This window comes from Patescibacteria group bacterium, from assembly GCA_028717685.1.
GTDB lineage: Bacteria > Patescibacteriota > JAQUNI01 > JAQUNI01 > JAQUNI01 > JAQUNI01.
The window spans coordinates 13321-36229 of sequence record JAQUNI010000001.1 but is presented as its reverse complement, the minus strand read 5'-3'; the positions used below and the strand labels follow the sequence as shown (position 1 = coordinate 36229).

Genomic DNA, 22909 nt, shown 5'->3' with positions numbered 1-22909 from the left:
TCTTTCATAGATAGATTATTTCAAAGTTGTATGGCTGTTGGGTTAGCGGTTTTACCACATTATGCATTCTGCCGATGAAAAGAATGCCTATTTCTTCTTGGGGCACTACTTCGTTGATGCGGTCAATTATCGCCTTATCGCGATTTTCAAGGAGCTCTTTTTCCTCTTGGGGGTTTCTTAGTCGCTCGCGCCCGACCACAGCTTTCCAATAGTTAACCTCTTTAATAAGCCATTCAAGATTTTCTGTGCCGTGCACTTTTGCGCCGTCCGCTTGCAGTTTGGCAATAATTTGGTAGGCAGGGATTTTGCCTGAAGCGATTAAGCTCTGTACTGTTTTCTGGATCAGATCTTCTGTGCCATTGGGTAAACTGTCTACAAAAATGTGCAGGGGAGAGGCAGTTTCTCTTTCGCGAAACGCGGCTTTTTCAATTCTCTCTGCCACCAATCTCCAGTATTCTTTTATCTCTTTGAATAACACCTCTGTTTGTTGGGCGCTAAACAAACTCTTGTGCGCTTCTGTTAAGGTTTCTTTTAGCCCGCCCAGCTCTTCTTCCGTATGCAACATTGGGATATAATATAACCCTCTGGACATCTTCCTTACCTCCTTTATAGATTTACAGTTTCTAGTATGCAGTTGTCTATTGAATTTTTACATTCCGCCGTTTGCGGCAGGGGATTCAAGAGCTGTATATAATAGCACGAAGGAGTAAATTTGGCAACTAAAGTTAATTTTTTTTGTCGCTATTGTCATTTTACAAAAATATGGTATAATCCAAGTAAAGAAAGCGAGGATGGAACGGAAAAATTCCCCCCTTCTTTTGTAAGCGGGGTTTTTTATTAAAAACTTCATTAAATTTTTTTTATGGAAATCGGAGATTCTGATAAAATAAAAATTAGAAATATCGCCATTATTGCCCATGTTGATCATGGTAAAACCAGCCTTACCGATGCCCTAATGCGCCAAACTGGCGCGGCAGAAGAAGGGTTCAGCATGGACTCTAATGATCTTGAAAAAGAGCGCGGCATTACCATTTACTCCAAAAATACCTCTATTTTTTACAAGGGCACTAAAATTAACATCGTGGATACTCCCGGTCATGTTGATTTTGGTTCCGAGGTGGAGCGCGTTTTGCGTTCCATAGATTCCGTCATTTTAGTCGTGGACGCGCAGGAGGGTCCTATGCCCCAGACTAAATTCGTTCTTAAAAAATCTTTAGAGCTCGGATTAAAGCCGATCGTAGTGATTAATAAAATAGACAAAGAAGCGGCGCGGTCAGCCTGGGTGCATGATAAATTAATCGAACTTTTTATTGACCTCGGCGCCAATGAAGCACAACTTGAATTCCCCTTAGTCTATGCGATTGCCAGAGAAGGCATTGCTAAAAAAAACCTAAGCGATGAATCCAAAGATTTAACTCCTCTTCTTGACCTTATTTTAAAGGAGGTCCCGATCGCTTCCAAGGAAGGATTAAGTGAGAAGAAGTTAAAAGTCCAACCCTTTAATCTTGCTTATGATAATTTTATGGGACGATTGGCGATTTGCCGCGTCTACGAAGGCACTGTTCAGGCGGGCGATAAAGTTTATGTTAAAAAGGGAGGCAGCGCGGCGCGCCCGGGCAAAATTGCTAAAGTCTTTACCTTTCAAGGCTTGGATAGGAAAGAAGTGGCGGAAGCCTCTGCCGGCGATATTGTGATGCTCGCCGGTCTCCCTGATATTGATATCGGTGAAACAATTTGTGATGATCCAGACACGGAAGCTCTTCCCGCGATTAATATTGATGAACCGACAATCTCTCTGAATTTTTCAGTTAACAATTCACCCTTTGTGGGCAAAGAAGGCGCCAAAGTAACCAGCCGCCAAATTCGGGAAAGATTAGAAAGAGAACTGGAAGTGAATGTGGGCCTCAAAATTGATTTTTCGCCCGGAGATTATTTTAAAGTATATGGCCGCGGTGAATTGCATGTCGCGATTTTATTAGAAAATATGCGGCGCGAAGGCCACGAGCTTCAGGTCAGCGAGCCCCAGGTCATTATAAAAGAAGAAAATGGGGTGAAGCTTGAACCGTTTGAAGAGTTAACCTTGAGCGTGCCGAATTTTGCTATGGGCACGGTGATTGAAAAATTATCCCGAAGAAAGGGGATAATGGCTAGCCTCACCCAAGAAAAAAATTATACCCGCATTATTTTTGAAATTCCCACTCGAGGATTATTGGGTTATCGCGGCGACTTCGTGGTTGATACAAAGGGCGAAGGCATTCTTTATAGTCAGGTAATCGGTTTTAGACCATTTGTTGGCAATATTAAAAAGAAAAAAGTCGGCTCAATGGTTTCCATGGCAACAGGCACCGCTGTCGCTTATGCCCTGTATAATTTGCAAGAACGCGGCGCTCTTTATATTAACGCGGGCACTGAAGTTTACGCGGGTATGATTATCGGCAACACAGCCAAAGGCGATGAGATGGCGGTTAATCCCACTAAAGGCAAACACTTGACTAATGTGCGCTCCAAAGGCGCCGAGGAAGCGCTGATTCTCACTCCACCCCTTCAATTAACTATTGAGAGAGGATTAGAAATTGTGAGTAATGATGAATATTTGGAAATTACTCCTCAATCCGTCCGCCTAAGAAAAAAAATCTTAACCGAAATTGACCGCATTCGGGATAAAAGGAAGAGATAAAAAGGGAATAGAGGTCAGGTTTTGAATCTTGACCTTTTTATTTCAAAATATACAGTGTTCCTCAAAATTTTTGACCTGCTCCCATTCATCCTAATGTGTGTTATACTTATTTGCTATGTCCAAAATTCCAGAAAAATTTGATGTGGCGGTTATCGGAGGCGGACCCTCCGGAATAATAGCCGCGATTAAAGCTGGCGAAAAAGGCGCCAAGGTTGTTTTGATTGAAAAAAATCCAATTCTTGGCAAAAAACTTTTAATTACCGGGGGTGGCAGATGCAATATTACCCAAGCCCCGTTAGAGGCTTCGTCTCTGATGGGGCAAGCCGAGTTTAATGATAAAAAATTTGTTGAAAAATTAGGAAAGAAAGGTCGGTTTCTTTTTTCCTCGCTTTTCGCTTTTGGTCCCGAGGAAGTTATAAATTTTTTTGAAAAAAAGGGTTTGAAAACAAAAGTAGAAAGAGGCGGCAGAATTTTTCCCGCCTCCGATAAATCGCGGGATGTTTTAAATGTTTTGTCGCGATGTTTGAATAAAAATAAAGTTAAGGTTCTGCTTAACCAAAAAGTCGTTGGCTTTGATGTAAAAGAAGGAAGGATTGAAGCAGTAAAACTTAAAGAAAAAGAAATAATTGCCAAGGCGTTTATTTTAGCCACCGGCGGGAAAGCCTATCCCGGAACTGGTTCCACCGGCGATGGATATGAATGGGCGCAAAAAATGGGGCACAAAATTATAAAGCCAATGCCCGCTTTAGTGCCGATAGAAACCAAAGAAAATTGGGTTAAGGGTTTGCAGGGCTTAACTTTAAAAAATGTCAGCGTTTCTGTTTTTCAAAATAACAAAAAGTGGGACTCAAAATTTGGAGAAATGATTTTTACCCATTTTGGTTTAAGCGGACCGATAATTCTTGATTTAAGCAAGAGAATTGGAGAATTAATGGCTACAGGGGCAGTATGTTTAAAAATTGATTTAAAGCCGGCTTTGGATGTTTTAATATTGGATAAAAGATTACAAAGGGACTTTACAAGAAACAAGAATTTTAAAAATTATTTGCCGGAACTTCTCCCTCAAAGATTGGGCGATTTAATTATTAAGTTTACAGGCATAAGCCCTGATAAAAAATTAAATTGTATCAGCAAAGAAGAGCGAAAAAAAATTATTAATTTTTTAAAATGTTTAGAATTAAATGTTTCGCGGTCAACTGGTTTTAGCCAGGCGATTATCACAAGCGGGGGAATTGATTTAAAAGAAATTGATTCGCGAACAATGCGGTCAAAAATTATTGAAAATTTATTTTTTGCCGGTGAAATTATTGATTTAGACGGTCCCACAGGCGGTTATAACTTGCAAATTTGTTGGAGCACTGGATACGCGGCAGGCGCTAACGCGTAATGCCGAGGAGTTCAAATTTTAATCAGTTTGACTATTTGGCTTTTAGATGTTAATGTTATATAAGTAAGATAGTTGCTTAATAAAAATGGAGCTGACTACAAAATTATTTCGTAGCGAAATTTTAGATTTTTAGGCGAGGCGAGGAAGACGAGCAAAAAGGTTTGAGTCATAGCTAGAGCTATGGCGAAAAGCTTTTTGCGATGTCTGACGAAGCCGTAGCCAAAAAGATAAAATTGCAGTAGGAATAATTTTGCAGCCAGCTCCCTAGTCGAGTTTATTCAAGGAACTAAACTTTAGGGTAAAACCTTAAAAAATTAATTAAACTAACTTTACAACTACTATGGAAGGAACAATTAAAACCCTTACAGATAAAGGATTTGGATTTATTACTGTGGATGGCGAAGAAAAAGATTTATTTTTTCACAGCAATGAACTCAAAGGCGTAAGCTATGACGAGCTAAAAGTCGGTGACAAAGTATCTTTTGAAAAGGCCGACTCTCCAAAGGGACCAAACGCGGTGAACGTATCCCGCGTTGCGACAGATGAAACAGATGCAACAGATGAAACAGAGGAAATAGGCGAGATAGAAGAAACAGACGAGAAGATGGAAATATAGACTATTCAGCTTCAGCAAAAAGCTCCCGACACGGGAGTTTTTTGTTCCAAAATATATCCCTCCTTATAGAATTATTTCTATGCTTATTTAGAAAATATTCGACAAATTAGAAAAATTAGAGCATTATTATATCAATATGCTTATTGATGATGTAAAAATTAGGGTCAGGGCTGGCCGTGGCGGGGACGGCAACGTGGCTTTTAATAAAACAAAAATGTCTCTTGGCCCGACTGGGGGAAGAGGAGGCAACGGAGGAAACATTTATTTTAAGGGCGTTACGGATTTGAGCGCCTTAATTCAGTTTCGTTATAAAAAAGAATTAATAGGAGAAGACGGAGAAAAAGGAGGGCGGCAGTTAAATAATGGAGCGGATGGCAGGGACTTGGTTTTAAAAGTGCCGGTTGGCACAGTTGTTCATAATTTATCAAGTGGCGAGGATATTGAAATAGTGGCTATTGGGCAGAGTCTGTTGGTAGCCAAAGGGGGCAGGGGCGGAAAAGGCAATTTTATGTTTCGTTCGCCAATTAACACCAGCCCGACTGAATTTCAAGAGGGTTCAGCGGGTGAGGAGTGTGAGTTAAGGTTAGAATTAAAACTGATCGCTGATATTGGCTTTATCGGTTTGCCGAATGTTGGCAAGTCAAGTTTGTTAAACAGTTTAACTAATGCCAAAAGTAAAGTGGCTAATTATCCCTTTACAACCCTTGAGCCGAATCTCGGAGTTTATTTTGAACTAATTTTAGCCGACATTCCGGGCTTGATTGAAGGGGCGTCAGAAGGCAAAGGGCTTGGCATTAAATTTTTACGGCATATTGAAAGAACTAAAACGCTTTTTCATTTTGTTTCCGCGGAATCGCCGGAACCAATAAAAGATTATAAGATTATTAGAAATGAGCTTAAAGCTTTCAACAAAGAATTATTAGATAGAACAGAATATATTATTTTAAGTAAAATCGACTTGGCGAGCGAAGAGGAGGTTGCTCAAAAATTGAAAAAATTAAAAGTATTAAAGAAAGAAGTGATTCCAATTTCCGTGATTGACGATGAAAGTATTGCTCGGATTGAAAAACTGTTGCGCGAAATCATAAAGCAAAAATGTGACATCAGTTTAATTAAATAAATTGTCTAAACAGAAATCCTCTCATATATGGAGGTTTTTTATTTATAGGGTATCGCAGGCAATAAAGTTGAGTAATTAAAAAAAGCCTGACTTGAAACCTGACCTTTTTTTATTTATACTTCCATTTGTATGGTTAGATTTTTGCTTATAAAATTTATCAATTCCGTTTTTTTGTTTTGATAGTCCTGAATGTTGCGAGTCCCCGTTAGAAATAAATTTCTAAACGGGGTTAGAAAACTTTGTTCTTTTTTAAAAGGGGTAAAGGAGTGATGTAATGAAAAAAGATTTGGGTGTCTGGATAATTTCCCCTAGTTCCTACGATGATGGGGGATATTTGTTTCAGTTTTTCCGCCTGTTGATGATCCCGCCTATTTTCGGCGTGTTAAAGTCTTTGATTTGGCAAGCGGCGGCTGGAGCGGGTATCGCGTTAGACATCTTCTGTATTAATGAAAGAACAGAGATTGGTGATGCTTATATTCAACGCATTATTGCGAATCGTGATTACGCCCGAAAGCTGATTTTATTAAGCGCCAAAACTTTTGAATTGCCACGGGCTATTGATCTCGCGCGGCAGTTTAAAAAGGCAGGTTTGGACGTTGTCATCGGCGGGATTGGCGTTACTTTGGCAGATTGGAAAGTTTACGCGCTTCTGAAAAAAGAAGGCATCTCTTTTAATGTGGGTGAGGGTGAAGTGACCGCCACCCAGATTATTCAGGATGCGGCGCGCGGCGCGCTAAAACCGTTATATTGGCAGAGGTCTTTTGTTGATTTAAGCGTGGCGCCTATTCCGGCAATGCCCGATATCATCGGGGACGGCTACCGCTTTGCTTTAAACCGTTTAGCTGGCGTGGATACGGCGGAAGGCTGTCCGTTTAATTGTTCTTTTTGTTCGGTTACAGTTCTGCGCGGCCGCAAGATGGAGCGCTGCCGCGCGCGCGCTCCGGAAGGAATTATTGAGTGGGTTTTAAAAACGCACGCGCTCGGTCTGCCGATAATGTTTCTGGACGATAACTTTCGGCGTTCCCCGCATTATCATGTTTTGTTAGAAAAATTGATCAGGCTGAACGCGAAGCTCAAAAGGAAACTGGAAATTCTTGTGCAGCTTGATGCGTCCCCGGATGTCGCCGAAGAAGTGCCCGACTTGGCAGCAGCGGGCGTGGATCAAGTTTTCCTGGGTATTGAGAGTTTTGATCCTGCAACTTTAAAGCAAGCCAATAAAAAACAAAACCAGCCGCAAGACTATAAGCGGATTGTGGACGCCTTCCACGCGCACGGCATTTTAGTAGACGCTGGCTGGATTGTCGGTTTTCCTTGGCAGAGAGAGGAAGATATTTTGAATGATGCGCGCCTCATGGCGGCAACATTCGATTTCGTGGCCCCATTCAGGCTGGCGGCTCTTCCGGGGACAAAAGATTATTGCGATGCCGTCGCCAACGGGGAAATTATAGATTGGGACCTGAATAATTATGATACTGGTCATTTCGTCAGGAAACTTTACTATATGTCGCCGGAGGAAGCAAAAAGAGTTTCCGCCCAGGTTTTCCCCATAATTTACAGTTTAGGCAAAGCCTTGTCGGGACCTCGAGGATTGAGATTTGATGTTTTTCGGGCGATATTATACTGCCGGCTGATTTCCGAGTGGGGCAAGCGGCGAGTCGGGCGGCCGTACCAGTTTATTATGGACGGTTTACCGCGGTCCAAAAGACATCTTGTAGAGAGACCCCAAGACAGCTGCAAAGGAGAGCCTTTGAGCTCGGAAGATTTAGGCGAAAAAGAGGCGTATCTGGAAAGCCTGCTTTAACACTGATTTTATTAATCAGTGTTTTTTATTAAAAGCAACCTATTTAACCGTTCCTCGCTGGTTGGATTGGGCATAATTTTCATGCGCCCTTGGATTAACAGAAAGCGCAAAAAATGTGCGTGTATTATTTGCCTTGACTTTTTTATAAGTAGCCAAGATTTTTTATAAGTTGACACATCTTTGTTAAAATAATAAAATATTAAGTTCTGGTTAGGTTTTTTTATTTTATAGAGAGAAGGAGGTGGTGGTACTGTTGTTCTGGAAGCTTAAGGTTTAAGAGAATTAAGGTTTGTTTTTTAGAGAAGGAGTATAAGATGAAAAAAGTTGAAGAGATTAAAAAAGATGGTACTTTGCAGGAGGTAGTATTTACAACCGATGGTGGTTATAAAATTGGCGTGACTATTGGCATAGGTCCACGGATTCATCATTTTGGTTTGCAGAATAAGGATAATCTTCTCTTTTGGGATAATCAAGAGCGGTGCCGTGGCGGGTGGTTTTTATATGGCGGTCATCGGGTTTGGACGCATCGTCCGGGTGCGGATGAAACAGAAGAAGCGTATGCGCCTGATAATAAACCTTGTTATTTTGGCGCGATGGACCGCACTTGGGGATTTTGGGGAGCACAAGATTCCGTTTTCAAGATCCAACGCGGCTTCAGTATTACGGAAGCAGGATCAGGTGCGATTGATGTGGAGAGTTTTATTCGAAATGGCAGTGATATGCTCTGGAGCGGCGGGGTCTGGGCTTTAACTTGCATTGATCCCATAGGAAAAAGTTTTGCTGTGCCTTTGGGAGGAAAAGGTGATTGGAGTACTGTGCCGATGGTAATTTTTAAGAGATGGGCTGGGCACACGTCGCGCGTGAATGATCCCCAGTTCCAGCCTGACGCGAGAGACGAGCTTATGATCATTGAGCCGCGAGGCATAGAAGCAAAAAGAATGTTTGCTGTTCATCAGGGTTGGATTGGTTGTTACGCGCCCCACGCCGGTTGTTCTTTCTTTAAAATTGCGAAGTTTGAAACTGCGCTGGAAGAACGGTATCCTCGTGGTTGTAATGTAGCTTTGTATATAGGGCTAGAAAACTTTATGGTGGAAATGGAAACAATGAGCCCTTGGGTGACCTTGAAGCCTGGCGAGATGTGTGCGCACAAGGAAACCTGGGTGCTGACAGAGCCCATTCCTTGGGATCAAACAGACCGGATAGAGAAGGTCTTAGAGCCTCATCTAGAAGCTTACAATAAATAATCTACCCTCACTCAATCAAAATTTAGGGTGGGTTTTTTATTTATTTTTTAACAAAAATTTGCTATACTAAAAAAAATTAAAAAGATTTGAACCTATGACTATTTGGTTATACACCATTGCGAGCGTGGTGATTGTGAGCCTCATCTCTTTAGTGGGGATTTTTTTTCTTTCTTTAAATAAAGAAAGATTGCAGAAAATATTGCTTTATCTCGTGAGTTTTGCCGTGGGCGGTCTTTTTGGTGACGCTTTTATCCATCTTTTGCCTCAAGCTTTTCAAAGCGAGACAGACCACCTTTTAATTTCCCTTTTGATTTTGGCTGGAATCTGCCTGTTCTTTATTTTAGAAAAAGTAGTGCGTTGGCGGCATTGTCATATTCCAAATTCCAAAACCCATATTCACCCCGTGGTGCCGATGAATTTAATTGGCGATGGATTGCATAATTTGACTGATGGAATGATTATTGCGGCAAGTTATAGTCTTGATTTTTCTTTGGGGCTTGCTACCACCTTGGCCGTGATTTTACACGAAATTCCGCAGGAGATTGGGGACTTTGGTGTTTTGGTCTATGGTGGTCTTTCGGTCAAAAAAGCGGTTATATTTAACTTTCTTTCCGCTTCTACCGCCATTTTGGGCGCGGTGATTGCTTTATTAGTTGGCTCGGTCGTGGCTGGATTTTCATCTATAATTCTCCCTATTGCCGCCGGCGGTTTCATCTATATCGCGGGCGCGGATTTAATTCCGGAATTACATCATGAATTTAATCCCAAAACCTCCATAAAACAGTTAATGGCTATAATTTCAGGCATTGGCATTATGGCTACCTTGTTGATTTGGGGGTAAAATTCCAATCTTTAATATTTTTAACAAATTATGTTTCTAGGTTATCCGGTCATTGATCTTCATGCTCATTTAAGAAATGATATCGCAGGGCACACCAGAATTGCTAAAATGTGCGGTATTGACGTTGTTATTTATATGGCCAATACTGATCCTCCCTTGGATAATTTGGCGGCTATCAAGCGGTCTTTAAAGAAAAAAAGATATTGCGAAGCATTGCCTGTAAGCGCAATCACCAAAAATTTGTCCGGCAAAAGGCTAGTGGCAGTAGATAAAATAAAATCCTCTGTAGTTGGATTTAGCGATGATGGAAATTACTTAGCCAACCTTAATTTGTTAACAGTAATTTTGCGAAAAGGGGTTTTAGTGATGGCTCATTGCAGTCCATCTTATAAGGTAGGATTAAAAAGACCTTATCTGGAAACAGAGTTTATAAAAAAATATTTAATGGTTCTAAAAAAAGTTGGCGGCAGGCTCCATATTCAGCACGTTAGCAAAAAGGGGAGTGTGATTTTAATTCGCCGCGCCAAGAAGCAAGGCTTAAAAATAACCTGCGAAACCTGTCCCCATTATTTCACCTACACTAAAGATGATTTAGACGTGAAAGTGAATCCTCCTTTAGGATTGAAGGAAGACATTGAGGCAGTGAAAAAAGGGCTAGCCGACGGCACGATTGACGTTATTGCGAGTGATTATGCTCCCCTGCCGCGCAAAACGGGCATTGCCAATTTTTCCTCTTTCCTCCCTCTTTCCTATGGTTTAGTTTTAGAAGGAGCACTCTCCGAAGCGCAGTTAAAAGAAAAATTATTTTTAAATCCTAAAAAGATTATTGAAAGCGGAGGATTTAAAGTGGATTTTTAAAAAAAGAGAATAAGGGAGTCTGAAAACCAGCCTCTTTTTTGTTTAATCCCTTACCTTGTGTCTATTAGCGATGAGTCCCGAGCTTATTGAGTGACGACGAAACAATTTTATAAATTAGGCATAAATATCGTTTAATGAGATTGCTTCGTCGGGCTTTGAAAGTCCTCCTCGCAATGACGAAAGGTGGGTGAGGGGTTGACTAAAATAGCCAAAAATGCTATCTTAGATACTTAGTATTATCTATTTAAAAAGATGAAAAAACGCACTAAATGGATTATGCTGGTTATTATCGTTTTGGTTATTGGCGGTATATTAGCCGCGATTTTTTTGCGTCCTCAAAAGCAACCTCAATATTCTGTGGAAAAAGCGGCGGCGGGGGATTTGAAACAAACCGTAAGTGTTAATGGCACGGTGAAGCCGCAAAAAGTTTTGGAATTGTCTTTTGAAAATACGGGCGTGGTGAAAAAGATGAACGTGAAAGTAGGCGATGAAGTGAAAGCAGGACAGCCCTTAATTCAATTAGATAACCGCGAAGAAGCTCTCCGTCTGGAGCAGGTGCAAGCCAGTTTGAATCTGGCGAAAAGTAATCTTGCGATGGCGCAAACCAATGACTTGCTGGTCGCGGAAACGACTTATAATGAGGCTCATCAAAGTTATCTTAATCTTCAAGAGAAGAACAAACGCGATCTTCGCGAGGGAGAGGTGAGCTTGGAAGAAGCAGAAAATTATACGCGTGATTATCAAGAGTATTTTAATGATATTGAAAAGGATTATGAGGATGGTGATACTACTCTCACCCTGCGCGATTTGGCGCGGACCAATCTTACCAATATTCAAGCCCAAGAGCGCAAAACGCGTGAAGCCTTAGCGACTTTGGAATTAACCACTAAACAAGCGGAGGATGATGCGTGGTATAGACAAGAACAAGCGCGCGAAGCTTTAGAACGGCAGAAGGCTTTAGCCCAAAACTGGGAAAAATCCAATCTTTTGCACCAAGTGGATTATGATCGGATAGCTTTAGAATTAGCACAGTTGCAGATAACGAAAAATTCGTTTGTGAGCCCTATTGCTGGTATTGTAAGCAAGATTAATGTTGAGGAGGGAGAGATAGCCTCTGCGTTTTCGCCAATAATGACTCTGATTGCGCAAGAGCGGGAGATTGAAGCAGAGGTGCCCGAGAGCGATATTAACGCGGTCAAGACAGGTCAGGAATGCGAAATTACTTTGGATGCTGTTCCAGACCAAACTTTTAGTGGTCAGGTTGCCTCTATTGAGCCAGCCGAGACGATTATTGAAGGCGTAACCTACTACAAAATTAAGATTAATTTTCAAGATCCTGGAAAATTAACCCGTTCCGGTATGAGCGCGGATATCAATGTTAAAATCTTAGAAAAAAAGAATGTTCTAAGTGTGCCATTGCGCGCCGTGAAAGAGCAAGATGGAAAAAAATATGTTGAGATATGGGAAGGAGAAGATAAACCCAATAAACAAATTTTCGTTCAAACAGGCTTAAAGGGTGATGGCGGCAGAATTGAAATTTTAGAAGGCTTAAAAGAAGGAGATGAAGTGATAACGTTTGTTAAGCAATAAAATTTGGAATCCTAGACCCAAAATCTCAAGTTCCAAAATAATCACGATACTAAAATTCAGAACTGCTTTGTTTTGGATTTTGGAAATTGGAATTTTGAATTTATTTGTCTGGCTTCGCCAGATCTCGCGGAGCGAGAGAATTTTGAATTTGGAATTTAACAATTTATGTCTTTGATTGCGCTAAAAAATCTAAGTAAAATTTATCAAAACGAAGGCGTGGCCACTATCGCTCTGCATAATATTAACCTTAAAATCGGAGAGGGTGAATTTGTCGCCATTATGGGCCCTTCCGGTTCCGGCAAGTCTACCTTAATGCACATTATGGGTTTTTTAGATCGTCCAAGCGAAGGTCAATATATTTTTGGCGGCCAAAGCAGTGAGGGATTGGATGATGAATCCTTGGCTCATTTGCGTAATGAAAAAGTAGGGTTTATTTTTCAAGCTTTTAATTTATTGCCTCGAACTACGGTTTTAGAAAATATTAAGCTGCCCCTCATTTATTCTAAGGCAAAAGATAGGGACGATTTAGCCAGAGTAGCCGCTCTCAAAGTGAATTTAGGGTTTCGCCTGAATAATTTGTCCAACCAGTTATCCGGCGGAGAAGCGCAAAGGGTAGCGATTGCCCGCGCGCTCGTTACTAATCCGAGTGTGATTTTCGCGGATGAGCCGACGGGCAATTTAGACAGTAAAAATTCAGATCAGATTTTACATCTTTTGCAAAAATTAAATCAGGAAGGCAGGACGATTATTATGGTCACTCACGACCCAGAAGATGCTGGACATGCGAAAAGACTTATTCACTTAAGAGACGGAGAAATAGAAAGCGACGTAAAGAACCATCAAAATTTTTAGTTCTTAATTTTTGATTTTTGACTAATTTCTATTGTCATTATAAATAAGACAATAATTCAATAACTCAACAAAAATTAGTTAAAAATTAAGAAATAAAAATTAAAAATTATTTCACGCTGCTTACTCTAAATTAAAATAATCTATGAAAATATTTGATACCCTAAAAACTTCCACCCACGCCCTGACCCGCAATAAATCTCGGAGTGCCTTAACTATGCTCGGAATTATTATCGGCATTACCTCCGTGATTTTAATTATGTCTATTGGCTCTGGCGCCGAGGGGTTTATTCTAAATCAAATTCAGGGTTTTGGGGCAGCTAATATTATTGTTGAGCCGGGGGCTTTAAATAAAAATGGGCCGCCGGATATGATGAGTGGAATTAATCTGACCACGATTAAAAATAAAGACGTGGAAGCAGTCAGGAAGTTGAATTTAATTGCCGCGGTTTCAGGCTACATTCCTGGCAAAAGTCAGGTTGTTTATGAAAATAATGATGTTGGGGCAACCTTTATTGGGGTGGACGCGGATATGGAAAAAATATCGGATTTAAAGGTTGTCGCGGGACGTTTCTTTACCTCTGATGAGGTGAAATCTGAAGCCCAAGTCGTGGTTTTGGGGGCTCAAATTAAAGAAGATTTATTTAATGACCAGGATCCTCTAGGTAAAAAAGTAAAAATCAAAGGCAAGAATTTTGAGGTAATTGGCGTACTGGAAAAAATAGGAAGCGCTAGTTTCCAAAGTCAGGATAGTCAAATTTATATTCCTCTTTTGACTGCCCAAAAGAAACTTCTGGGTATTGATTATCTTTTAGCTTTTATTGCCGAAGCGCGAAGCAAGGATGTGGTCAGTGAGGCGGAACAAGATATCCAATGGACAATGCGCGCCCAGCATAAAATTGATAACCCCAGTAGCGATCCATCCAAGGATGATTTTCATACGGGGACGCAAGCGCAAGCGCAAGATATGCTCTCGCAGGTTATGGGCGCCTTATCTATCATGCTTTCTTCCATTGCCGCCATTTCTTTAGTGGTTGGCGGGATCGGGATTATGAATATTATGCTTGTTTCGGTTACCGAACGGACGCGGGAAATCGGATTGCGCAAAGCTCTCGGCGCGACTAATTCTGATATTTTAACCCAATTTTTATTGGAGTCGGTAATGCTCACGGTTTTGGGGGGAATCGGCGGGATTATTTTAGGCGCTCTCTTTTCTTTGGTTGCCTCCATTATCATTAAAAGTCTTGGGTACGCGGATTGGGTTTTCTCTGTGCCTTTGATGTCCATTATTTTAGCCGTGAGCGTTGCCGCTGCCGTAGGTTTAATTTTCGGTCTTTATCCTGCTCGCCGCGCCGCAGCTCTGAATCCCATAGAGGCGCTGCGCTATGAGTAAACCCCGTTAGCCCCATTAGAAATAAATTTCTAAACGGGGTTAGAGAACTTAGTTCCCTAACGGTTTTCTCTAATGGGGTAAATAATTTTTTGAAAATCATTTTTCGTGCTATAATAAAAACAAAGCTTAATTTTTAAAATAAAAAATAAAAAAAACTTATGTTTCGCAAAATCGTCGCCGTTTTATTAAGTATCATTTTCTTTTTTCTCTTTGCGCTCGTTCTCTATGGCTACAATGTCAAATATGTCTTCTTGAAGCCCGGAATTTATGAAGAACTCTTGGAGCAAGGTCGGATCACGAACGCACTTACTTCTTTAATTGTTAGCTCCTTGCAAAAAAGTCAAACTGAAGGGACGCCGCAAGGGAGTGACGCTATAGGTCAGGCATTAACTAACATAATTAGTAAAGCGGGCTTGGAAAAAGAGGTGGTAAGAGTGGTGGACAATTTTTTTGCCTGGCTTTATTCTGACGATTCTAGTCTTGACCTCGCAATCTCCCTGAAGGGGTTAAAACAAGCCGCGCAACCAGAACTGCAAAAGATGCAGAAACAAACTTTGCTTCAATTGCCGCAGTGCACCCCTAGCCAGTTGAAATCCTCTCAAGGGAAACCGACTGGTTGTCTTCCTTCTAATATGAAAGACGCTGATTTAGATAAACTTGTGAATGAGACGGTTTCCGCCTCTAGCCTCAAAGATATTCCTGATACTTTTGACTTGCTCAACTTGAATCAAAATAAAACAGCTGCCTCTGCCGGCAGCGCCAACCCTCAAGAGCTTGTAATGTCAGGTTTAAATAAATTTCGAGATTATATACATTTAGGATTTTTTATCCTTAATCTTGCCACAGTCGTTTTAGTTATCCTTTTAGTTTCCATTGGGCTTTTAACTTGGCGGCCCTTTGCCGCAGTCTTAAAGAAAATTGGCATTGTTCTTTTGGTTAGCAGTCTGCCAATTTTCCTTCTTTCTTTATGTTCTTATATTTTCGCTGTCAGTATCAAAATATCCGATATTCTGAAATTATTTCAAACGCCGATTGCGTTAGATCCTGCCATATCGGACAGCGTTGGTTCGATTTTTTCGGATATATTTGGACGATTTAATTTATTCAAATCAGTTGAGGCTGGAGCTATTATTGGTTTTTCCATCATTCTTCTTATTACTGGCGCTGTGTTGAAAAAAAGCCGCGGGACTCAACAAAAATAATCTAAAAGCTCAAAAATAATTAAGAATCCGAATTCTATTGATTCTTAGTTCTTTTTGAGCTATTATATTATCTTCTTGTTTATTGTTCTTTATTTTTTAAAACGGAAACTATTGATGTCCTAAAGGAAGGAGGTTTAGCGTGAATCAGGAAATAAAAATTACCCTGTTTGATTTTGATGGAGTGTTGCGGCTCTTTTTGACCAATTCTTTAGGGCTTTGTTTCAAAACGGCTTATCGTTTAGGATTATGGAAGACCTTAAAGAATATCCCTCTGGTTATTTATTTGTTTTTGCAAGAGGTTAGCGCTTATCTTTCTTTGCCCTTAGGAACATCAAGGAAGGATTTAATCCCTGGTGCCATTGATGTGATATCTTACTTAAAAAGAGAAGAATATTTATTGGGGATAGTTACTGTCCGCAGTTCAAAGATTTTGAGGTGGCATGCTCGGCGCTTAGGTTTAGATCTGAATGTTTTTGACATTATTATTACCCGTGACGACGACTTTAAGAAGCCTGACCCCCGGGTTTTTGATCCTATTTTGCAGCAATGGCCCATCAAGCCTAGCGAGATTCTCCTGATTGGCGATAGTTATAAATCTGATTTTATGGCAGGGAAAGCTGCTGGCGTGGGGGTACTAATGATTACCTCCAGTTATATGAAAAGAGAAGATTTTCTGAAGCTAGGTGTAAAATCAGAGGAGATTATTGATTCCCTGGCAGATCTCATCTCAAGTAAGGAGAAACAGTTTTCTGTTTTAAAATAGTACCCCCATCTATACCATAGGGGGTGAAAACAAAACCGCCCGCGGTTTTTGGCATGCCTTTTCGCGAGCGGCTGCTTTTTATTTTCTGCCCCTCCATTTTTTAAGTGGAGGGCTTTTTTATTTTATGGAACCCATTTTAAAACAGGCTCCATTACGGTTTTTTATATTTTCATTCGGAATAAACAAGCTTTGAATATTTTTCCAAATTTTTAAGTTGTTTTTCATTGAGCTGTTTTGCGGCATTGATAGATTCTTCCATCATTCCCACCGTAAACGTTCGCGTTTCATTGATTCCCAGCCTTTCGGTGCCAGTTTTGTTTTGGAGATAATCCTCAATGTAAATTTTTTGTTCGGCATTGAGTTCTCCTCCGCGGTTGGTCTTATCCAGATATTCTTTGAGGGCGCGGCGGGCAAGATTGGTGATCCCTTCTCCTTTTTGCGCGGCAACGACAAATTTATCTTCTTGGCTTTCTATAGCGGGTGGGGTATTTTCTTGCGCGTTTGCGGTCACTTCTTCTTTCACTTCCGTCTGGGTGTCTGCGGATCCATCCGTACCTTCTTCTCCATTGGCAGTAAATTCTTCTAGTTTTGGCGGTTCGGTTTCCGTGGTGACAATTTTATTGTCCTCCTCTTGGATGCTAGTCTTGGCTTGAGTTTCACCTGTGTTTTGATCTTGATTCTCCCAGGTAAATTTTTCTAGAGTTGTTTCAGAAGCTGCTCCTAGTTCTCCTGTTTGGTCTTCGCCTGTTTGGCTCTTCAGGCTTTCTCTGATTTGCTCTCTTTTCGCGAAAGAATAAATGCCTAACCCAATAATAATCAAGACAACGATGGTCCAAAGAATTTTACGTCCGCCCCCGCCGGTTTCTTCAATCGGAATGATATCCTCTTCTCCTTCTTCTAAATTTAACTCGTCTTCAATCTCATCTTTTTTTGAATCTTTTTCTTTTTTGTCGTCTTCTTCATTAAAGAGAGTATTGTTATCCAAGAATAATCACCTCCTTTCTATTTCCCGTTTCCTTCCTTTGTAAACCCTGGTTAGAAATTTATTTCTAACGGGATAAATTATCAAAGGAAGGAGGAATTATTTTATTTTGTTTCTAAAAGTTGTGGATAAGTATCAAGAAATCATATCACTATAGCATATTTTTAAAATAGGGGATAGAGGGTTATCCACTTTTAATCAGAAGCAAGAATTACGAATTAAGAATTAAGGTTTTGAAATGAGACTTAAATATGGTAAAATCAAATCGCTCCTTGATTCTTGCTTCTTGATTCTAAATTCATGAAAAATAAAACTTTTTGGTACGCTGTCTCGCTTCTTGTAGGCACCATTATCGGCGCGGGTATATTCGGTCTTCCTTACGCGATGGAGAAAAGCGGCTTTTTTTTGGGCGCGCTTTTGTTATTTTTGGGAGGCTGTCTCACCCTTTATTTGCATTTGCTTTATGGAGAGGTTGTGTTGCGTACGCCGGGTAAACGGCGCTATATCGGCTTCATCAAAAAATATTTTTCCCGCAAAGTCCAAATTTTTGCCACCGTAATGAGTGCATTTGGGCATATTGGCACTCTGCTTGCTTATTTAGTTCTTGGCGGCGTTTTCCTCCAGAATATTTTCCATTTCTGGTTAGGAGGCTCGGTAGAAATTTATACTTTATTTTTTTTCGCCCTCCTCGCTCCTGGCGTTATCTTCGGGGTCAAATTACTGGATAAAATAAATTTGATTTTAGTTGGTTTGCTCCTTTTTTTAATGATTGTCATTTTGGGATTTTGGGGGTTGCCTTATGTTCAGGCAGGTAATCTAGCCAAAGTGAGTGTGGCTGACTTCTTCTTTCCTTATGGAGCAGTTTTATTTTCTTTAAGCGGGGGATGCGCTGTGCCGGAGATAGTGGAAGTATTAAAAAGAAAACCCTTCAAGATTAAAAGAGCAATTGTCATCGGTACCTTAGTGCCTTTATTTGTTTTTTTCTTTTTCGCAGTCCTTGTCATTGGGATAGCTGGTCCAGCCGTAACCAAGGATGCGATTTCGGCTTTAGAATTATTTTTAGGCAAATGGGTGGTGATTTTTGGCGCCTTTTTGGGTTTTTTGGCTATAATGACTTCTTTTTTCACTATAGGATCAAATTTTAAAAAAATTCTTTGGTATGATTATAAAATAAATCAGCATTTAGCAACCTTTATTACCCTTATTGTTCCGCTGTGTTTATTTTTGGTGGGAGCGCGGGATTTTATAGGGATTATTTCTTTAATAGGTGTTTTTATTGTTGGAATTGAGGGCGTCTTGATGATTAAGCTTTTTTACGCCGCGCGGCGCAAAGGGAAAAAGAGGGTTTCTTATCGCCTGCCTTTTTCTCACTGGATGCCTTATGTTTTGTTAGGAGTTTTAATTCTTGGTGTGGTTTTAGAATTATATTTTCAGGTCTCTGAATAATTTTTTTAATGATTATTTCACCTAAGAAAAGCATCTTCCTAGTTTTAACCTTGAGCATTATTGCCGCGGGGTTTATTTTATATTGGAGTAGGGTGGAGGTAGAATTTTTAGAAGTACAGCAATCCGCGCAACACAATAGTGATTTGCCCTCAACCCCTGAGACTATGGAGGTAAAGGAGCAAAAAGACACGAGTAGTTTGCCTCAAGGTTCTTTGCCCCTTGCGTCAGCAAAGATCCCCCGTGAAGAAGAGAAAATACCTTCGGAATTTCTATTAGATGTGCCCTTCGCTTCCCAATCCCCTTATAGCAAGTGGGACGAACGCGACGAGGAATCCTGCGAAGAAGCGAGTATCGTGATGGTTCATTATTTTCGGCAAAAGAAAGTTTTAACCAAAGAGTTAATGCGGCAGGAGCTGGACGCGCTCATTGAGTTCCAGATTAAGCATTATGGCGATTACAAAGATAGTGATGCCGAGGGTATTGCTAAATTGGCAGAAGAGTGTTATCATTACAAAAAAGTAAGGGTAAGCTATGATATTAGTATTTCTAGCTTAAAAAGAGAAATTGCGGCTGGTAATCCCGTTATTGTTCCGGCAGCGGGCCGCCTTCTCTATAATCCTTATTTTACCCCACCCGGTCCTTTATATCACAATTTAGTTTTGATTGGTTTTAATGAAAAGGGATTTATCGCTAATGACCCCGGCACGCGGCGCGGTGAACATTACTTCTATCCTTACGATGTATTATATAACGCGATTCACGATTTCCCTGGGACGAAAGAGAAAATAGAACAGGGAAGGAAAGCGGTGATAATTATTCAATGATAGGAGGTGTACTGAATGAGGATGCTTTTCAGTATTCTTATAGCCTTTTTTTTGTTTGTGGTTATAGTTTATCCTCTTTGGCGAGGGATAAAAAATGCTCCGCATTATACGGATCCGCCCGAATGCTTTCATTGTAGTGAAACAAGATCATATGCTTGTAAAGTGTGTCCTTATTATGAAAAGGAGTGTTAGAATGGAATGGATTCTTCCCGCTATTTTATTTTTTTTATTTGGTCTTCTTTGCGGGGGCGGTTGTATTCTTCAAAGGGATAAATATTGGAAACGCGTCTTGGAGGAATTAGGCAAGCCTGAGGTATCCGGTATCAAAGAATTAAAAAAACTTCGAAAGGAGAGATCTCAAAAGTCTTGAGGGCATATGTTCTGAAAAACATACCGCCCTTTTTTATTTTCTGAAATATGTTATAATAAATTTAGTTAAGCCTTATGCACTCCCACTGCCCTGAGCGGGGAGGCAAGAGGGGGTGGGAGCGGTCCTCCCCCTGCCCGAGGGGGAGGTGGAAGGGGTGGGAGATAAACTTTCAGAAGCCCTCCTAGACCCCTCGCTTCCCTAAGCGGGAGGAATATTTTATGATTTTATGGAAGTTTTATAATTCACAGTTCCATATTTAACCTAAAAACAAAAATGATGCATCCAAATAACGCTCCCGCGGACATTGACCCTGAAGAAGGAGAGATTGAGGGAGATAACGAAGATTTCAGCCTCAACTTTCAAAGTAAAGAGATTAATCCCCCTAACCCTAAAAAACCCCAAATTAAAAAAGTGATGCCTTTGGTTGCAGTGCAAGACGCGGTGATTTTTCCAAAACTGGTTTTACCTTTAATTATTCGCGAGAAAAAAAGCGTCGCCGCCCTCGAGGAAGCGGTGAAGAAGGATCGCCTTGCCCTTTTTGTCACCCAAATTTCCCCAAAAAAGGAAGAAGGGAAAAAAGAAGAGATAGGGGGAGTGACTTTGAAAAATATTTACAAAATGGGCACGGTGGCGATGATTGCTCAAGATTTATTATTGCCGGACGGTTCAATAAAGGTAATTATAGAAGGTATGGCTCGCGCTAAGATTTTGGATCTTGCGCAGGAATCACCTTTTCTTAAGGTGAGGATCAAAGTTTTAGAGCCCAAAGAAAAAAACACTCTGGCGGTCAAGGCTTTGATTCGGAATATTCTCGCCCAATTCAAAGAATGCATTTCTATGGGCAAGATGGTTCCTTTGGATGTTCTTGTCGCGATTTTTAACGCCAAAACCCCTGATCAGATGATTGATCTTATTGTTTTTAATTTAGATTTATCGCTGGAAGAACGGCAGAAGATTTTAGAGACTGTGGGCATTCAGGAGAGATTGGCATTGCTCTCTCGCCACCTCGCGCGCGAGAAACAAATTTTGGAAACAGGGAAAAGAATTGAACGCAAAACCCAGAAGGAATTAGGCAAAATGCAGAAAGAGATGTTTTTGCGCGAGCAATTAAAGAGCATTCAGAAAGAACTGGGCGAAGGAGAGGGCGCGGGGGGTGAAGATTTGCAGGCGAAAATCAAAATGGCAAAGATGCCCGAGAACGTGGAGAAGGTCGCTTTGAAAGAATTAGCCCGCATGGAACAAATGCCTTCTTTTTCGCCGGAAATTTCTTATCTGCGCACTTATTTGGACTGGCTCATTGATTTGCCTTGGTCGCGGGAAGCGAAAACCGAAATTGACATCAAAAAAGCGGAGAAAATTTTAGCCGAGGATCATTATGGCTTGGAAAAGATTAAGGAGAGAATCATTGAATATTTAGCGGTGCAGAAGATGGTCGGCAAGATTAAAGGGCCGATTTTATGCTTTGTAGGACCGCCCGGCACGGGTAAAACCTCTATTGGCAAATCTATTGCGCGCGCGCTTGGCCGAAAATTTTTTCGGATGAGCTTGGGCGGGGTTCGCGACGAAGCAGAGATTCGGGGGCACAGGCGCACTTATGTCGGCGCTCTTCCGGGACGCATCATTCAAGGAATGAACACGGTAGGCGAGAAAAATCCTGTTTTTATGCTTGATGAGATTGACAAGGTCGGCAAGGATTTTCGCGGCGATCCTACCTCCGCGCTTTTGGAAGCTCTGGATCCCGAGCAAAATTATGAGTTTTCCGATCATTATCTGGAAGTGCCCTTTGACTTATCCAAGGCGATGTTTATCACCACCGCCAATGTTTTAGACACGATTCCTTCTGCTCTGCGTGATCGGATGGAAGTGATTCATTTTCCCGGGTATACCGAGGATGAAAAACTCGCCATTGCCAAAAGGCATCTTTTGCCAAAACTGTATAAATCCCACGGTTTGAAGAATAAAGATTTGCTAATTAATGATGCGGTGATTCGGGCGGTGATCACAGAATATACGCGGGAAGCGGGTGTGCGTAATCTGGAAAGAGAGATTGCCACTTTGTGTCGCAAGATTGTGCGCAAGATTGCGGGAAATGGTAAGAAAAAAGGCTATCGGATTAAACTTGCGGAACTTGGCAAATACCTTGGGCCAGCCAAATTCGCCCTCTCTTTGACCGAGAAAAAAAATGAGATCGGGGTGGTGACAGGTCTTGCCTGGACCCAGGCTGGCGGCGAAATTTTGTCCATTGAAGCCACGACAATGGTTGGCAAGGGTAATTTGATTTTGACTGGTCAGCTCGGCGAGGTAATGAAGGAATCGGCGCAAGCCGCTCTTTCCTATGCGCGCAGCAAGGCGCGGGCGTTGGGAATTGATGAGAATTTTTTTCAAAAGAATGATATTCATGTCCATGTTCCTGCCGGCGCCATTCCTAAAGACGGACCATCAGCCGGGATTGCGATTACCACCGCCTTAATTTCCGCTATTTCTAGGCGTCCTGTGAAGAGAGAGGTGGCAATGACGGGTGAGGTGACGCTTCGCGGCAATACATTGGAAATCGGCGGTTTAAAAGAAAAAGCTTTAGCCGCCCATCGGGCTGGAGCTAAAGTGGTCATTATTCCCAAGGATAACCAAAAGGACTTAAATGAAATTCCGAAAGAAGCGAGAGCTGAATTAAAATTCATCCCCGTTTCCAATATGGATCAGGTTTTAAATGAAGCCCTAGTCTCGGATAAACCCATCAAAGAGATAAAGAAGAAAAAAGTTGTTAATTTAAAAGAGAAGATCGCGGTGAAAGGTGTTCAGATTAAAATGAAGAAGAAAGCGGGATAAGTGGTTGACGACTCAGAAGTCTTAGAGGAGATAACAAATATGGGCTGTCAGGTGGTGCAGAAGGGAGAAGCAGGACTCGATGAAATCCTAAAAGCTGTTCAAGAAGCTGAAAAGAAAGTA

At 41.1% G+C, this 22909-nt stretch carries 17 protein-coding genes and 1 pseudogene; 16 read left to right on the top strand and 2 right to left on the bottom strand.

Annotation, left to right across the window (positions count from 1 at the left end):
• Nucleotides 1-4 precede the first annotated feature (4 nt).
• Nucleotides 5-592, bottom strand: coding sequence for a hypothetical protein (locus tag PHW01_00170; GenBank protein ID MDD5626419.1), 588 nt, complete (start codon nucleotides 590-592; stop codon nucleotides 5-7).
• A 270-nt stretch (nucleotides 593-862) separates the two neighbouring features.
• Between PHW01_00170 and typA the strand changes: the two genes are divergently transcribed.
• From typA to PHW01_00105, 13 genes and pseudogenes are all read left to right on the top strand, one after another.
• Entirely contained in the window at nucleotides 863-2677 is a 1815-nt protein-coding gene (gene typA / locus PHW01_00165) for a translational GTPase TypA (GenBank protein MDD5626418.1), read from the top strand.
• 115 nt (nucleotides 2678-2792) lie between these two features.
• Nucleotides 2793-4064, top strand: coding sequence for an NAD(P)/FAD-dependent oxidoreductase (locus PHW01_00160; GenBank protein ID MDD5626417.1), 1272 nt, complete (start codon nucleotides 2793-2795; stop codon nucleotides 4062-4064).
• A 340-nt stretch (nucleotides 4065-4404) separates the two neighbouring features.
• Nucleotides 4405-4593, top strand: a pseudogene (locus tag PHW01_00155) (cold shock domain-containing protein).
• A 223-nt stretch (nucleotides 4594-4816) separates the two neighbouring features.
• The gene (gene obgE / locus PHW01_00150; GenBank protein MDD5626416.1) at nucleotides 4817-5800 is read left to right on the top strand and encodes a GTPase ObgE; all 984 of its coding nucleotides are present in this window, start codon (nucleotides 4817-4819) and stop codon (nucleotides 5798-5800) included.
• A 274-nt stretch (nucleotides 5801-6074) separates the two neighbouring features.
• The gene (locus tag PHW01_00145; GenBank protein MDD5626415.1) at nucleotides 6075-7601 is read left to right on the top strand and encodes a B12-binding domain-containing radical SAM protein; all 1527 of its coding nucleotides are present in this window, start codon (nucleotides 6075-6077) and stop codon (nucleotides 7599-7601) included.
• Nucleotides 7602-7915: 314 nt separating this feature from the next.
• The gene (locus PHW01_00140; GenBank protein MDD5626414.1) at nucleotides 7916-8845 is read left to right on the top strand and encodes a hypothetical protein; all 930 of its coding nucleotides are present in this window, start codon (nucleotides 7916-7918) and stop codon (nucleotides 8843-8845) included.
• A gap of 94 nt (nucleotides 8846-8939) precedes the next feature.
• Nucleotides 8940-9686: a ZIP family metal transporter gene (locus PHW01_00135; GenBank protein ID MDD5626413.1), complete on the top strand. Its 747-nt coding sequence runs from the start codon at nucleotides 8940-8942 to the stop codon at nucleotides 9684-9686.
• A gap of 30 nt (nucleotides 9687-9716) precedes the next feature.
• Nucleotides 9717-10544: a hypothetical protein gene (locus PHW01_00130; protein ID MDD5626412.1), complete on the top strand. Its 828-nt coding sequence runs from the start codon at nucleotides 9717-9719 to the stop codon at nucleotides 10542-10544.
• 252 nt (nucleotides 10545-10796) lie between these two features.
• Nucleotides 10797-12134, top strand: coding sequence for an efflux RND transporter periplasmic adaptor subunit (locus PHW01_00125; GenBank protein ID MDD5626411.1), 1338 nt, complete (start codon nucleotides 10797-10799; stop codon nucleotides 12132-12134).
• Between the two features lie 165 nt (nucleotides 12135-12299).
• Entirely contained in the window at nucleotides 12300-12986 is a 687-nt protein-coding gene (locus tag PHW01_00120; protein MDD5626410.1) for an ABC transporter ATP-binding protein, read from the top strand.
• A gap of 142 nt (nucleotides 12987-13128) precedes the next feature.
• Nucleotides 13129-14376 (top strand): ABC transporter permease, encoded by a 1248-nt coding sequence (locus tag PHW01_00115; protein MDD5626409.1) that lies wholly within the window; start codon nucleotides 13129-13131, stop codon nucleotides 14374-14376.
• A gap of 158 nt (nucleotides 14377-14534) precedes the next feature.
• Nucleotides 14535-15578 carry a hypothetical protein gene (locus tag PHW01_00110; protein ID MDD5626408.1) on the top strand — a complete coding sequence of 348 codons (1044 nt, stop codon included), beginning with the start codon at nucleotides 14535-14537 and terminating at the stop codon, nucleotides 15576-15578.
• Between the two features lie 139 nt (nucleotides 15579-15717).
• On the top strand, nucleotides 15718-16341 hold the full coding sequence (locus tag PHW01_00105) for an HAD-IA family hydrolase (GenBank protein MDD5626407.1): 624 nt from the start codon (nucleotides 15718-15720) through the stop codon (nucleotides 16339-16341).
• A 169-nt stretch (nucleotides 16342-16510) separates the two neighbouring features.
• On the opposite strand, the gene PHW01_00100 is transcribed toward PHW01_00105, so the two are convergent.
• Nucleotides 16511-17326, bottom strand: coding sequence for a hypothetical protein (locus tag PHW01_00100; GenBank protein ID MDD5626406.1), 816 nt, complete (start codon nucleotides 17324-17326; stop codon nucleotides 16511-16513).
• 297 nt (nucleotides 17327-17623) lie between these two features.
• Between PHW01_00100 and PHW01_00095 the strand changes: the two genes are divergently transcribed.
• From PHW01_00095 to lon, 3 genes are all read left to right on the top strand, one after another.
• Complete coding sequence (locus PHW01_00095) at nucleotides 17624-18769, top strand: aromatic amino acid transport family protein (GenBank protein MDD5626405.1); 1146 nt, start codon at nucleotides 17624-17626, stop codon at nucleotides 18767-18769.
• An 8-nt stretch (nucleotides 18770-18777) separates the two neighbouring features.
• A complete protein-coding gene (locus tag PHW01_00090) occupies nucleotides 18778-19593 on the top strand; it encodes a C39 family peptidase (protein MDD5626404.1) in 816 nt (271 codons plus the stop codon).
• A gap of 643 nt (nucleotides 19594-20236) precedes the next feature.
• Nucleotides 20237-22789, top strand: a complete 2553-nt coding sequence (gene lon, locus PHW01_00085; protein ID MDD5626403.1) for an endopeptidase La — start codon at nucleotides 20237-20239, stop codon at nucleotides 22787-22789.
• The last annotated feature ends 120 nt before the right edge of the window (nucleotides 22790-22909 follow it).

Bases quoted from the DNA above. Each gene is read 5' to 3' on its own strand.
- PHW01_00170 (MDD5626419.1), bottom strand. From the start codon at position 592: ATGTCCAGAGGGTTATATTATATCCCAATGTTGCATACGGAAGAAGAG.
- typA (MDD5626418.1), top strand. From the start codon at position 863: ATGGAAATCGGAGATTCTGATAAAATAAAAATTAGAAATATCGCCATT.
- PHW01_00160 (MDD5626417.1), top strand. From the start codon at position 2,793: ATGTCCAAAATTCCAGAAAAATTTGATGTGGCGGTTATCGGAGGCGGA.
- obgE (MDD5626416.1), top strand. From the start codon at position 4,817: ATGCTTATTGATGATGTAAAAATTAGGGTCAGGGCTGGCCGTGGCGGG.
- PHW01_00145 (MDD5626415.1), top strand. From the start codon at position 6,075: ATGAAAAAAGATTTGGGTGTCTGGATAATTTCCCCTAGTTCCTACGAT.
- PHW01_00140 (MDD5626414.1), top strand. From the start codon at position 7,916: ATGAAAAAAGTTGAAGAGATTAAAAAAGATGGTACTTTGCAGGAGGTA.
- PHW01_00135 (MDD5626413.1), top strand. From the start codon at position 8,940: ATGACTATTTGGTTATACACCATTGCGAGCGTGGTGATTGTGAGCCTC.
- PHW01_00130 (MDD5626412.1), top strand. From the start codon at position 9,717: ATGTTTCTAGGTTATCCGGTCATTGATCTTCATGCTCATTTAAGAAAT.
- PHW01_00125 (MDD5626411.1), top strand. From the start codon at position 10,797: ATGAAAAAACGCACTAAATGGATTATGCTGGTTATTATCGTTTTGGTT.
- PHW01_00120 (MDD5626410.1), top strand. From the start codon at position 12,300: ATGTCTTTGATTGCGCTAAAAAATCTAAGTAAAATTTATCAAAACGAA.
- PHW01_00115 (MDD5626409.1), top strand. From the start codon at position 13,129: ATGAAAATATTTGATACCCTAAAAACTTCCACCCACGCCCTGACCCGC.
- PHW01_00110 (MDD5626408.1), top strand. From the start codon at position 14,535: ATGTTTCGCAAAATCGTCGCCGTTTTATTAAGTATCATTTTCTTTTTT.
- PHW01_00095 (MDD5626405.1), top strand. From the start codon at position 17,624: ATGAAAAATAAAACTTTTTGGTACGCTGTCTCGCTTCTTGTAGGCACC.
- PHW01_00090 (MDD5626404.1), top strand. From the start codon at position 18,778: ATGATTATTTCACCTAAGAAAAGCATCTTCCTAGTTTTAACCTTGAGC.
- lon (MDD5626403.1), top strand. From the start codon at position 20,237: ATGATGCATCCAAATAACGCTCCCGCGGACATTGACCCTGAAGAAGGA.